The sequence below is a fragment of the Modestobacter sp. SYSU DS0875 genome (genome assembly GCF_054050915.1).
The window spans coordinates 1-12,749 of sequence record NZ_JBJHAH010000032.1 but is presented as its reverse complement, the minus strand read 5'-3'; the positions used below and the strand labels follow the sequence as shown (position 1 = coordinate 12,749).

Below are 12,749 nucleotides of genomic sequence, written 5' to 3'. Positions count from 1 at the left end.
TGGGGATGAACACGCACGCAGACGACGAGTCCCAGACCGCGGGCGGCGAGGGCTGGTCGGAGGAGATGGAGCTCGCGCCGGCCCACCCGGGTGACCGGGAGGCCGCTGAGCCCGACGACGACCGCCCCGGTGAGCGGCTGCAGAAGGTGCTCGCCCGCGCCGGCATCGGCTCCCGCCGGGTGTGCGAGGAGATGATCGACGCCGGCCGGATCAGCGTGAACGGCGCGGTCGTGATGGCGCAGGGCATGCGGATCGACCCCGACACCGCCGTGATCGCGGTCGACGGGCGGCGGATCGACATCCGCAACGACAAGGTCACCTACGCGATGAACAAGCCCGCCGGGATCATCACCTCGATGAGCGACGACCGCGGCCGCCCGACCGTGGGCGACATGATGGGCGACCTGGCCGCGGGCCTGGTGCACGTCGGCCGGCTGGACCAGGACACCGAGGGCCTGCTGCTGCTCACCACCGACGGTGAGCTGGCCCACCGGCTCGCCCACCCCTCGTACGAGGTGAAGAAGACCTACCTGGCGCAGGTCAGCGGCTCGGTGCCGCGCGACATGGCCCGCCGGCTGCGCAAGGGCATCGAGCTGGAGGACGGCCCGGTGAAGGTCGACTCCTTCTCCGTCGTCGACACCCACGCCGGCCAGTCCGTGGTCGAGGTGGTGCTGCACGAGGGACGCAAGCACATCGTGCGGCGGCTGCTGGCCGAGGTGGGCCTGCCGGTGAACCGGCTCACCCGCACCGCCGTCGGCCCGGTCGACCTGGCCCGGATGCGGGTCGGCACGATCCGGAAGCTGACCCGCCAGGAGGTCGGCGCCCTGCACGAGCTCGTCGGCATGTGATGAAGGACCCTCCTGCCCCCACCGCTCGCACGCTCGCGGCGGGCCCCTGCAGGAGGGCCGGGAGAACGCCAGGAGGGGCGGCCGTCGCACCGACAGCCGCCCCTCCGGCCGTCACAAGGCGCGGACCTCCACCGGGGTGCTCAGCACCCGGTCGGTGCCGACGACGCGCGTCGCGCCGCTCAGCTGCACGGGGAGCTGGAACCGCAGGTCCTCGCTGGACGCGCCCAGCTGGAACACCAGGTCACCGGGCTCGACGATCCGCTGCATGTCCCGGCCGGTGAACGACGTCCGGTCGGCGTGCACGGTGAACGTCACCTGCGCGGCGGCGCCGGCGGCGAGCTCGACGCGGGCGAAGCCGACGAGCTGGCGCACCGGGCGGACCACGCTGGCCACCGGGTCGTGCAGGTAGAGCTGCACGATCTCCGCGCCGTCCCGGTCACCGGTGTTGCGCACCGTCACCGACACGGTCACCTCGCCGTCGCTGGGCAGCTCGGCCGCCCCGACCGCGGCGTCCTCCCACGCGAAGGACGTGTAGGACAGGCCGTGCCCGAACGGGAAGACCGGGGTGGGGTCCGCGGCGCTGATCCCGCTCTTGGCGCCCAGCGCCGCGTGCAGGTAGGTGTTCGGCGCCCCACCCGGCGTGCTGGCCACCTGGACCGGCAGCTTGCCCGAGGGGTTGACCCGGCCGCTGAGCACACCGGCGACCGCGCCGGCGCCCTCCTCACCGGGGAAGAACGCCTGCACGATGGCGGCGGCCCGGTCGACCACGCCACCGAGGGCGTAGGGCCGGCCGGTGAGCAGCACCACGACGACGGGCTTGCCGGTCGCCAGCAGGGCGTCCAGCAGCTCGCCCTGGGCGCCGGGCAGCCGCAGGTCGTCGGCGTCGCAGCCCTCACCGGAGGTGCCGCGGCCGAACAGCCCGGCGACGTCGCCCAGCACGGCCAGCACGACGTCGGCGTCCTCGGCCACGCGGACGGCCTCGGCGATGCCGCTGCGGTCGACCTCCTGCACCGGGCAGCCCTGCGCCGTGGTGACCTGGGCGCCGGGGAACTCGGCGCGGACGGCGTCCAGCAGCGTCGGCAGCTCGATGCCCAGGTCCATGTCCGGGTGCTGCACCCCGACGTGGTTCGGGAAGGCGTAGCAGCCCATCAGCGAGAGCACCTCGTCGGCCGCGGGGCCGACGACGGCGAGCCTGCCCGGGCCGGTCAGCGGCAGGGCGCCGGCCCGGTTGTCCAGCAGCACCACGGAACGCTCGGCGATGGTGCGGGCCAGCGCCCGCATGTGCGGCGGGTCGAAGTCGATGGGAGCGCCCTCGCGCAGCACCGGCGGCTCCGGGTCCCAGCCGGCGTCGAGCAGCCCCAGCTCGCCCTTCTGCCGCAGCACCCGCTCCAGGGCGGTGTCGACGACGGACATGGGCACCTCGCCGGACCGGATCCGCTCCAGCAGCGGCTCGCCGTAGCAGCGCACGGTGGGCAGCTCGACGTCGATGCCGGCGGTCAGCGCCAGCGCGGCGGCCTCGCCGGGTCCACCGGCCACGCCCTGGGTGGTCTCCAGGAAGGAGACGGCGAAGTAGTCGGCGACGACCACGCCGTCGAAGCCGAGCGCCCCGCGCAGCAGGTCGGTCATCAGCGCCGGGTCGGCCGCCGGGGGCAGCCCGTCGACGGCGGCGTAGGAGTTCATCACCGAGCGGGCACCGCCCTCGCGCAGCGCGGTCTCGAACGGCGGCAGCACGACGTCGCGGAACTCCCGCTGACCCATCCGCACCGGGGCGTGGTTGCGGCCCGCGCCGGAGCCGGAGTAGCCCGCGAAGTGCTTGAGGGTGGAGACGATCCCGGCGTCCTCCAGGCCCCGCACGTAGGCGGTGCCGAGCGCCGCCACCAGGTAGGGGTCCTCCCCGATGGTCTCCTCGGTGCGCCCCCACCGGTGGTCGAAGCTGACGTCGAGCACGGGGGAGAGGCCCTGGTGCACGCCGACCGACCGCATCAGGTCGCCGATGCCGCGGGCCATGGTGTGCACCGACTCGGCGTCGAAGGAGGCCCCCCAGGCCAGCGGGGTCGGGAAGACCGTGGCCTGCCAGGCGGTGAAGCCGGTGAGGCACTCCTCGTGCGCGATCGCCGGGATGCCCAGCCGGGACCCCTCGACGATGCCCCGCTGGGTCTGCGCCAGCACGCGGGCGCCGGTCTCCGGCTCGACCGGGCCGGTGCCGAACACGCGGGTCAGCTGACCGAGGCCGGGCTTGGTCAGCTCCTCCCACGGCGGGAGCGGCTCGGCGAACTCGTGCTGGTTGGGCGCGACCTCCTCGCCCTCGGAGATCGCCGTCCAGACCCCGTACAGCTGGGCGACCTTCTCCTCCAGCGTCATGGCGGCCATGAGTTCGCGCACCCGCTCGTCCAGCGGGCGGGCGGGGTCACGCCACCCGGCGGTGGCCTCCGCGGCGTCCTCGGCGGTGTGCTGGTCGTTCGGCTTCGTCACGGTGGTGCTCCTGGTGGTCCGGGTTCAGCGGCGGCGAGCTCAGGTCGCCGTGGTCAGGTACGGGGAGGTGCGGTGGAGGCGCGGGTGACCAGGTGCGTGGCGAGCTCGACCCGCTGCGTGGCCAGCTCACCGCCGGTGATCAGCTCGGTCAGCACCCGCCCCGCCATCCGGCCCATGTCGGCCAGCGGCTGGCGGACGGTGGTCAGCGGCGGTGAGGACCAGCGCGCCATCGGCAGGTCGTCGAAGCCGACCACGCTCAGGTCCCGGGGCACGGAGCGGCCGGCCTGCCGGGCGGCCTCCAGCACGCCGAAGGCCTGCTCGTCACTGCCGGCGAAGACCGCCGTCGGCGGGTCGGGCAGCTCCAGCAGCCGGCGTGCCTGCTCGTAGCCGCCCTCGTGGTGGAAGTTGCCGTGGCGCAGCAGCTGCGGGTCCACGGCGATGCCGGCCCGGTCCAGGGCGGCCCGGTAGCCGTCCAGGCGGGCACGGCTGCACAGATAGGGCTCCGGCCCGCCGATGGCGGCGATCCGCCGGTGCCCCAGCTCGATGAGGTGCTCGGTGGCGGACAGCCCACCGGCCCAGTTCGTCGCGCCCACGCTCGGCACGTCCTGCCCCGGCATGTCGACCGGGTCGATGACGACGACGGGCAGCCGGGACCGGCCGAGCCGGCGCTGGTCGGCGGGGGTCAGCCGGGAGGTGACGACGATGGCCCCGCGGCGACCGCCGGCGATGAGCTGCTGCACCCAGTCGTTCCCGGGGGACTGGCTCAGCGCGTCGACCACGACCTCCAGGCCGCTCTCGGTGACGCCACGCAGGATCTCGATCGCCCAGGGGCTGTCCAGGGCGGTGAAGACGACGTCGACCAGCAGGCTCTCGGGAGCCTTGCGGTTCAGCGGGACGTAGTTGTGCTGCTCGAGCACCTTCTGCACGTGCGCTCGGGTGGCGGGGGCGACGTCCTGCTTGCCGTTGACCACCTTGGAGACGGTCGCCAGCGAGACGCCGGCCGCCGCGGCGATGCTCGCCAGCGTGGGTCGGCCCACCGGTGGGGCAGCCACTGTCGGTCCTCCCGGGTTCGGCATGCGGGCGCCGGCTGCATGCGGAGCCGCGCACGGGCAGGGAGCACCGGGCGGGCCGGCGTCGCTGTCGGCGTGGAGACGGATGCTAGCCACACCTCGGCAATTATCGAAACTCCCCGGCTGCAGCGGCTCGTCCGAGGGGGTGCAGACTGGCCCCGATCGAGGCGAATGTCACGGCTTGGACACCGTTCCGTCGAGCCGCGGCCCCGTCGTTGACACGCATCGTGGCGTGTCTTACGTTCTCGCAACTGCCCGAAACTTTCGGTTTTCAACGACGAAACAGGAAGGTGCGTGGGATGACATCCCGGCGTCTGACCCGTGTGGCCGTCTCGGCCACGTCCCTCGTTCTCATCGGCTCCATGGCCGCCTGCGGGTCCTCCGGCCCCGGCGGCGGTGGTGAAGGCGGTGGGGGCGGTGGCACCACCCAGATCTGGGCGCTGCAGGATGCTGCGCTCCAGCCCATCCTCGACGGCTCCGTCGAACGCTTCAACGAGCAGTCCGAGACCGGCGAGGCCGAGCTGACGACGTTCGGCAACGACCCGTACAAGCAGCGGCTCCGCATCGCGATCGGCAGCCCGACCGCGCCGGACCTCTTCTTCAACTGGGGCGGCGGCAACCTCAAGGAGTACGTCGACGCCGGTGAGGTCGAGGACCTGACCGGGCTGCTCGACGAGAACCCCGAGCTGCGCGAGGCCTTCCTGCCCAGCGTCCTCGCCGGCGCGGAGCTGGACGGCGCGAACTACGGCCTGCCGATGCGCGGCATGCAGCCGGTGTTCCTCTACTACAACCAGGCGGTCCTCGACGAGGCCGGCGCCACCGTCCCCACCACCTGGGACGAGATGCTGACCGCGGTCGACCAGCTGAAGGCCGCGGGCAAGACCCCGGTCGCCCTGGCCGGCAACCAGCCGTGGACCGAGCTGATGTGGGCCGAGTACCTGCTCGACCGTGTCGGTGGGCCGGAGGTCTTCCAGAACATCCGCGACGACCAGGCCGGCGGCTGGGAGCAGCCCGAGGTCCTCGAGGCCATGACGCTGCTGCAGGAGTTCATCGAGCGCGGTGCCTTCGGCACCGACTTCGCCTCCGTCGGCTACGACGTCGGCGGCGCCTCGACGATCCTCGCCCAGGGCGACGCGGGCTTCCACCTGATGGGCTCGTGGGAGTACACCAACCAGCTGGACCAGAGCCCGGACTTCGTCGCCGCCGGTGACCTCGGCTGGACGGAGTTCCCGGCGGTCGAGGGCGGTGCGGGGGACCCGTCGAACCTGGTCGGCAACGTGTCGAACTTCTACTCGCTGACCGCCAACTCCGACAACAAGGAGGCGGCCCGCGAGTACCTGCAGACGGAGCTGACCAGCGACGAGTACGTCACCGACCTCATCGAGGCCGGGGACGTGCCGCCGGTCCAGGGCATCCGCGACCAGCTCGAGGCCACCGAGAACGGCGAGCACGCGACGTTCGTGTACGACTCCACCGTCGACGCGGACAACTTCCAGCTCTCCTGGGACCAGGACCTCACCTCTGACGAGGCGAACGAGATGCTGGAGCAGCTGTCGCGGTTCTTCCTCGGCGAGATCGACGCCCAGGGCTTCGTCGACGCGCTGGCCGGCTGAGAGAACGAACGAGAACGGTAGATCATGAGTTCACGAGGGTCATCCGTGCAGACGGGTCTGCAACGACCGTCTGCCTGGTACGCCACACCGGCACTGCTCTTCTTCGGGCTGTTCGCACTGGTGCCCATGGTGCTGGTCGTCTACCTCAGTTTCACCGACTGGAGGGGCTTCGGCTTTCCGGGCCTGTCCGGGACGGAGAACTGGACGCGGCTGGCGCAGGACGGGGAGGCGCTCGCCTCGCTGCGGCTGACCCTCGTGTTCATGGTCCTGTCCTGGGTCGTCCAGACCCCGATCGCGCTGGTGATCGGGGTCTGGGCGGCCGGCAAGCAGCGGAACCGGGCGGTGCTGAGCACGCTGTTCTTCCTTCCGCTGCTGCTGTCCACCGCCGCCATCGCCCTGCTGTGGCGGTCGGTGCTCGACACCAACTTCGGGGTCACCCAGGCGTTGCCGTTCCTGGACCGGTTCAACTTCCTCGGTGACACCTCGATCGTCGTCTACACCGTGGTGTTCGTGGTGAGCTGGCAGTACATCCCGTTCCACACGCTGCTGTACCAAGCCGCCACCCGCGGGATCCCGGCCAGCCTCTACGAGGCCGCCACGATCGACGGTGCAGGGCGGTTCAAGCAGTTCTTCTCGATCACGCTGCCGCTGCTGCGCTACACGGTCGTCACCTCGTCCGTGCTGATGCTGGTGGGCTCGTTCACCACGTTCGACACGATCCTGATCCTGACCGGCGGCGGTCCCGGCACGGCGACCCGCGTGGCGCCGCTGTACATGTACATCACCGGGTTCAGCGCCTACGAGCTCGGTTACGCGAGCGCCGTCGCCGTGCTCCTGCTCGTGCTGGGTGGTGTGCTGTCCCTGGTCGTGACCAGGGCGACCGGCTTCCGCAACATGCAGAGCGAGCAGGAAGGCGCGTGACCGTGGCCCAGACCGCCATCGACCCGGAGACCATCAGCGCGGGCTCGTCGCCCGCCCGGCCGCCCCGCCGCAGCGGCAGTCCGGGCGGCCGCCGGGAGAAGCCCAACTACCTCGCCGGCGCGCTGGCCACCCTGTGGCTGGCCATCGTCGCCGTCCCGCTGTACTACCTGGTGGCGGCGAGCTTCCGCACCCGGACGGACTACCTGTCGACCAACCCGCTGAACCCGCCGGCGGACCCGACCGCGGAGAACTACTCGACGGTCCTCCAGGGCGGCTTCCCGACCTACCTGGTGAACACCGCCGTCGTCACCATCGCCACGGTCGCGATCGTGGTCGGGCTGTGCGTGCCGGCGGCCTACGCCATCGCCCGCAACACCGGACGCCTGGTGCAGCGCGGCTTCTCGATCATGCTGATCGGCCTGGCCATCCCGGCCCAGGCGACGATCATCCCGGTGTACCTGCTCATCACCCAGATGCAGCTCTACGACACCCTGCTGGCCGTCATCCTGCCGACGGCGGCCTACGCCATGCCGGTGGCGCTGCTGGTGATGACCAACAGCCTGCGGGACATCCCGAAGGAGCTGTACGAGGCCCAGACCCTCGACGGCGCCGGGCCGTTCGCGGTGCTGCGCAGCCTGGTGCTCCCGCTGGCCAAGCCGGCGATCACCACCATCTCGGTGTTCACCGCGCTGAACGCCTGGAACGGCTTCCTGTTCCCCCTGGTGCTCACCCAGTCCAAGGACACCCGGGTGCTCACCCTCGGCCTGTGGGACTTCCAGGGGCAGTTCGGCACCAACGTGCCCGGGCTGCTGGCGGCTGTCACGCTGTCGGTCGTCCCGATCTTCCTGCTGTACCTGTTCGGTCGGCGCTACCTGCTGGGCGGCCTGACGGCCGGCTTCGGCAAGTGACCGCCCGGTACACCTCCTGATCCACCAGCACTCGAGAGGAACTCTCTGATGACCGACCTGAAGCCCACGCGTGAGGACAAGTTCACCTTCGGGCTCTGGACCGTGGGCTGGCCAGCGGCCGACCCGTTCGGCACCGCGACCCGTGAGCCGGTGGACGTCGTCGAGTCGGTGCACCGCCTCGCCGAGATGGGCGCCTACGGCGTCACCTTCCACGACGACGACGTGATCCCGTTCGGCAGCGACACCGCCGCCCGGGACGCGCACATCAAGCGCTTCCGGGCCGCGATCGACGAGACCGGCCTGGTCGTCCCGATGGTGACGACGAACCTGTTCACCCACCCGGTGTTCAAGGAGGGCGGCCTCACCGCCAACGACCGCGAGGTGCGTCGCTACGCGATGCGCAAGGTCATGCGGAACATGGACCTGGCCGCCGAGCTCGGTGCCCAGACCTACGTGCTGTGGGGTGGCCGCGAGGGCGCCGAGGTCGACATGGCCAAGGACCTCATCGCCGCGCTGGACCGCTACGCCGAGGCGATCGACACCCTGGCCGCCTACTCCGAGGCCCGCGGCTACGGCCTGCGCTTCGCTCTGGAGCCCAAGCCCAACGAGCCCCGCGGTGACATCTTCCTGCCCACCATCGGGCACGCGCTGGGCTTCATCGCCAAGCTCGAGCACTCGCACCTGGTGGGGCTCAACCCGGAGACCGGGCACGAGCAGATGGCGAACCTGAACTTCACCCACGGGATCGCCGAGGCGCTGTGGGCGGGCAAGCTCTTCCACATCGACCTCAACGGCCAGCACGGCCCGAAGTTCGACCAGGACCTGGTGTTCGGCCACGGCGACCTGCTGCAGGCGTTCTCCACCGTCGACCTGCTGGAGAACGGCGGCGTCGACGGTGCCCCGGCCTACGACGGTCCGCGGCACTTCGACTACAAGCCGCTGCGCACCGAGGACATGGACGGCGTGTGGCGTTCGGCCGCGGCGAACATGCGCACCTACCTCATGCTCAAGGAGCGGGCTGCTGCCTTCCGGGCAGACCCCGAGGTGCAGGAGGCGCTGGCCGCCGCTCGGGTGCCCGAGCTGCGGCAGTCCACCCTCGGCGCGGGCGAGACCTTCGAGGACCTGCTGGCCGATCGCTCGGCTTTCGAGGACTTCGACGCCGAGGCCGTGGCCAAGCGCGGTGCCGGCGTGGTCCGCGTCGACCAGCTGATGATCGAGCACCTGCTCGGCGCCCGCTGATCTGACGCCCGGTTCCACAGAGCAGCAGAGGTAGGTCATGACGCTGGTGGCGGGGGTCGACTCGTCGACCCAGTCGTGCAAGGTCGTGGTGCGGGACGCCGGGAGCGGCGCGCTGGTCCGTGAGGGCCGGGCGTCGCACCCGGAGGGCACCGAGGTCGACCCCGCCGCCTGGGAGGCGGCGCTGCGGGAGGCGATCGACTCCGCCGGTGGCCTGGGCGACGTCGCCGCGGTCGCCGTCGGGGGGCAGCAGCACGGCATGGTCTGCCTCGACAAGGCCGGCCAGGTCGTCCGCCCCGCCCTGCTGTGGAACGACACTCGGTCGGCCGGCGCCGCCACCGACCTCATCGCCGAGCTCGGCGACGGGGACGACGGCGCCGGCCGCCGGGCCTGGGCCGATGCGGTCGGCCTGGTGCCGGTGGCCTCGTTCACCGTCACCAAGCTGCGCTGGCTCGCCGAGCACGAGCCGGAGAACGCAGCCCGGACGGCGGCGGTCGCGCTGCCGCACGACTGGCTGACCTGGCGGCTGGCCGGTTCGCCGGGCCTGGACGCCCTGGTCACCGACCGGGGCGACGCCAGCGGCACCGGCTACTGGTCGCCGTTCACCGGGGAGTACCGCGCCGACCTGCTGGAGCGGGCGCTGGGGCACGTCCCGGCGCTGCCGCGGGTGCTCGGGCCGGCCGAGCGCGCCGGGCAGGTGGCCGCGGGTGCGCTGGCGGCCGACGGTGGGGCGGTGCTCGGCCCGGGCAGCGGTGACAACGCCGCCGCGGCACTGGGCATCAACGCCGAGCCGGGGGACGTCGTCCTCTCCATCGGCACGTCGGGGGTGGTCTCCACCGTCTCCACGACTCCCTCGGCGGACCCCTCGGGGACCGTCGCCGGCTTCGCCGACGCGACCGGGAACTTCCTGCCGCTGGTCGTGACGCTCAACGCCGCCCGGGTGCTGGACGCCACCGCCCGGCTGCTGGGGGTCGACCACGACGAGCTCTCCCGGTTGGCGCTCACCGCGCCGGCCGGCTCCGGCGGGCTGGTGATGGTGCCCTACCTCGAGGGGGAGCGGACGCCGGACCGCCCGCACGCCACCGGGGCGTTGCACGGTCTGACCCTCGCCACCAGCGACCCGGCGCACCTCGCGCGGGCCGCGGTCGAGGGGCTGCTGTGCGGGCTCGCCGACGGTCTGGAGGCGATCGCCGCCCTGGGCAACCCGGTCCGCCGGGTTCTCCTGGTCGGGGGCGGCGCCCGGTCCGAGGCGGTCCGCCGGCTCGCCCCGTCGGTCCTCGGCGTCCCGGTGCTCGTGCCCCCGCCGGGGGAGTACGTCGCCGACGGCGCCGCGCGGCAGGCGGCCTGGACCCTCGCCGGCGGCGAGACCCCGCCGGTGTGGCCCACCACCAGCACCGAGACCTACGAGGCCGACCCGGTCCCGCACGTGCGGGAGCGCTACGCCGAGGTCCGGGAGATGACCGCCGCGCGGGTGTGACCGCACGACGTCAGGCGCTCGCGAGAGTGCATGCTCAGCCACGGCAACACCGTGACCCCACCCACTCGGATCGTCCGGCACGTTCCTGCCGGTAGGAGGACCACACCATGGCGTCTGTCACCTACGACCACGCGACCCGTCTGTACGCCGGGGCCGAGCGCCCCGCGGTGGACGCGATCAACCTGGAGATCGAGGACGGGGAGTTCCTCGTGCTCGTCGGCCCGTCGGGCTGCGGGAAGTCCACCTCGCTGCGCATGCTCGCCGGACTGGAGGAGATCGACGGCGGGCGCATCCTCATCGGCGGGCGCGACGTCACCGACGTCCCCGCCAAGGACCGCGACATCGCGATGGTGTTCCAGAACTACGCGCTGTACCCGCACATGAGCGTCGCGGACAACATGGGCTTCGCGCTCAAGATGGCCGGGGTCAGCAAGGAGGAACGCCGCAGCCGCGTGGAGGAGGCGGCCAAGCTGCTGGACCTCGAGCCCTACCTGGACCGCAAGCCCCGCGCGCTGTCCGGTGGCCAGCGCCAGCGCGTCGCCATGGGCCGCGCGATCGTCCGCAGCCCGCAGGTCTTCCTCATGGACGAGCCCCTGTCGAACCTCGACGCCAAGCTCCGGGTGCAGACCCGCACGCAGATCGCCTCGCTGCAGCGCCGCCTGGGCGTCACCACCGTCTACGTCACCCACGACCAGACCGAGGCCATGACCATGGGCGACCGGGTCGCGGTGCTCAAGGACGGCCTGCTCATGCAGGTCGGCAAGCCCCGCGACCTCTACGACCGGCCGAAGAACGTCTTCGTCGCCGGCTTCATCGGCTCCCCGGCGATGAACCTGTTCGACCTCGACGTCGTCGACGGCGGGGTGTCCTTCGGCGACACCGTCTACCCGGTGCCGCGCGACGTGCTGGGCCAGTCGGCCGGCAGCGGCAAGGTCACCGTCGGCATCCGGCCCGAGGACGTCGAGTTCTCCGAGCACGGCCTGCCCGTCGAGGTCGACGTCGTCGAGGTCCTCGGCGCCGACGCCTACGTCTACGGGCGCACCAAGCTCGGCGACGGGGAGCACGACATCATCGCCCGCGCCGACGGCCGCACGCCGCCGGAGAAGGGCGACCTGCTGCACGTCAGCCCGCGGCATGGGCACGTGCACCTGTTCGACTCCACGAGCGGCGAGCGCATCGGATGACGGTGCTCCCCACCGGGCAGCAGTACCTGCTCTCCTGCGCCGGGGCGGAGGTGACCGTCGTCGAGGTGGGCGGCGGGCTGCGCACCTACCGCTCCGGCGGCCGGGACGTCGTCGACGGGTTCGCCGAGCACGAGCTCGCCGAGTACGGCCGCGGGCACGTGCTCGCCCCGTGGCCGAACCGGCTGCGTGACGGCCGCTACAGCTGGGACGGGCAGGAGCATCAGCTGCCGCTCACCGAGCCCGAGGTGGCCAACGCCATCCACGGACTGGTCCGGTTCGTCAGCTGGTCGGTGGTCGAGCGCGCGAGCGACGCGATCACCCTGGAGCACCTGCTGCACCCGCAGCCGGGCTACCCGTTCGTCCTGCGGCTGCGCGTCGGCTACGAGCTGTCGCCCGAAGGGCTCACGGTCACCACCACCGCGACCAACGAGGGCGACACCGCGCTGCCCTACGGCGAGGGACACCACCCCTACCTCGCGGCCGGCACCGGGCTGCGGGTCGACGACTGCACGGTGGTCGCCCCCGGCGCCACCCGGCTGGAGACCGACGAGCGCGGCATCCCGACCGGCTCGGCTCCGGTCGAGGGCACCGAGTACGACCTGCGCGCGGGCCGGCTCATCGGTGACCTGCGGATCGACCACGCGTTCACCGACCTCGAGCGCGGCCCGGACGGGCTCGCCGAGGTGCGGCTGACCGGGCCGGACGGCCGGGGCGCGGCGGTCTGGATGGACGGCTCCTACGGCCACGTGCAGGTGTTCACCGGCGACGTCGTCGTCGGACCGCGCCGCCGCGGCGGCCTGGCGGTGGAGCCGATGACCTGCCCGCCCAACGCGCTGCAGAGCGGCGAGGGGGTCCGCCGGCTGGAGCCGGGGGAGACCACCACCGGCCGCTGGGGCATCCGCCCGATCGGCTGAGCACCGCCCCCGGGGGGGGGGGCCCCGGCGGCCGGCCCCGGGGGGGGGGGGGGGGGGCGCCGCTCCCGCGCGGCGGCGGGGGGGGCTCGCGCGGGATGGGGGGCGG

Annotated in this window: 10 protein-coding genes; 8 read left to right on the top strand and 2 right to left on the bottom strand. The window is 72.6% G+C overall.

Annotation, left to right across the window (positions count from 1 at the left end; translation table 11 throughout):
* Positions 1 to 5: 5 nt before the first annotated feature.
* Positions 6 to 848, top strand: coding sequence for a pseudouridine synthase (locus ACI79Y_RS16450; RefSeq protein WP_457159521.1), 843 nt, complete (start codon positions 6 to 8; stop codon positions 846 to 848).
* Positions 849 to 959: 111 nt separating this feature from the next.
* On the opposite strand, the gene ACI79Y_RS16445 is transcribed toward ACI79Y_RS16450, so the two are convergent.
* Complete coding sequence (locus ACI79Y_RS16445; RefSeq protein WP_457159520.1) at positions 960 to 3,320, bottom strand: beta-xylosidase/alpha-l-arabinosidase; 2,361 nt, start codon at positions 3,318 to 3,320, stop codon at positions 960 to 962.
* A gap of 53 nt (positions 3,321 to 3,373) precedes the next feature.
* On the bottom strand, positions 3,374 to 4,372 hold the full coding sequence (locus ACI79Y_RS16440) for a LacI family DNA-binding transcriptional regulator (protein WP_457159519.1): 999 nt from the start codon (positions 4,370 to 4,372) through the stop codon (positions 3,374 to 3,376).
* Positions 4,373 to 4,752: 380 nt separating this feature from the next.
* On the opposite strand from ACI79Y_RS16440, the gene ACI79Y_RS16435 reads away from it, so the two are divergent.
* The 7 genes from ACI79Y_RS16435 to ACI79Y_RS16405 all read left to right on the top strand — a co-directional run bounded on the left by ACI79Y_RS16435 (position 4,753) and on the right by ACI79Y_RS16405 (position 12,643).
* Complete coding sequence (locus ACI79Y_RS16435; protein WP_457159518.1) at positions 4,753 to 6,003, top strand: ABC transporter substrate-binding protein; 1,251 nt, start codon at positions 4,753 to 4,755, stop codon at positions 6,001 to 6,003.
* A 45-nt stretch (positions 6,004 to 6,048) separates the two neighbouring features.
* Complete coding sequence (locus ACI79Y_RS16430; protein ID WP_457159517.1) at positions 6,049 to 6,924, top strand: carbohydrate ABC transporter permease; 876 nt, start codon at positions 6,049 to 6,051, stop codon at positions 6,922 to 6,924.
* Complete coding sequence (locus ACI79Y_RS16425) at positions 6,921 to 7,832, top strand: carbohydrate ABC transporter permease (protein ID WP_457159516.1); 912 nt, start codon at positions 6,921 to 6,923, stop codon at positions 7,830 to 7,832. The genes ACI79Y_RS16430 and ACI79Y_RS16425 overlap by 4 nt, the downstream gene beginning before the upstream one ends.
* A gap of 48 nt (positions 7,833 to 7,880) precedes the next feature.
* Positions 7,881 to 9,071 carry a xylose isomerase gene (gene xylA, locus ACI79Y_RS16420; RefSeq protein ID WP_457159515.1) on the top strand — a complete coding sequence of 397 codons (1,191 nt, stop codon included), beginning with the start codon at positions 7,881 to 7,883 and terminating at the stop codon, positions 9,069 to 9,071.
* Positions 9,072 to 9,108: 37 nt separating this feature from the next.
* Entirely contained in the window at positions 9,109 to 10,545 is a 1,437-nt protein-coding gene (gene xylB, locus ACI79Y_RS16415; RefSeq protein ID WP_457159514.1) for a xylulokinase, read from the top strand.
* Positions 10,546 to 10,652: 107 nt separating this feature from the next.
* Positions 10,653 to 11,729, top strand: coding sequence for an ABC transporter ATP-binding protein (locus ACI79Y_RS16410; protein ID WP_457159513.1), 1,077 nt, complete (start codon positions 10,653 to 10,655; stop codon positions 11,727 to 11,729).
* Positions 11,726 to 12,643: an aldose 1-epimerase family protein gene (locus tag ACI79Y_RS16405; RefSeq protein ID WP_457159512.1), complete on the top strand. Its 918-nt coding sequence runs from the start codon at positions 11,726 to 11,728 to the stop codon at positions 12,641 to 12,643. Before ACI79Y_RS16410 ends, ACI79Y_RS16405 begins: the two co-directional genes overlap by 4 nt.
* Positions 12,644 to 12,749: the final 106 nt, after the last annotated feature.

Excerpts from the sequence above, each read along its gene's own strand:
- xylB (WP_457159514.1), top strand. The coding sequence starts at position 9,109 with ATGACGCTGGTGGCGGGGGTCGACTCGTCGACCCAGTCGTGCAAGGTC.
- ACI79Y_RS16450 (WP_457159521.1), top strand. The coding sequence starts at position 6 with ATGAACACGCACGCAGACGACGAGTCCCAGACCGCGGGCGGCGAGGGC.
- xylA (WP_457159515.1), top strand. The coding sequence starts at position 7,881 with ATGACCGACCTGAAGCCCACGCGTGAGGACAAGTTCACCTTCGGGCTC.
- ACI79Y_RS16405 (WP_457159512.1), top strand. The coding sequence starts at position 11,726 with ATGACGGTGCTCCCCACCGGGCAGCAGTACCTGCTCTCCTGCGCCGGG.
- ACI79Y_RS16435 (WP_457159518.1), top strand. The coding sequence starts at position 4,753 with ATGGCCGCCTGCGGGTCCTCCGGCCCCGGCGGCGGTGGTGAAGGCGGT.
- ACI79Y_RS16410 (WP_457159513.1), top strand. The coding sequence starts at position 10,653 with ATGGCGTCTGTCACCTACGACCACGCGACCCGTCTGTACGCCGGGGCC.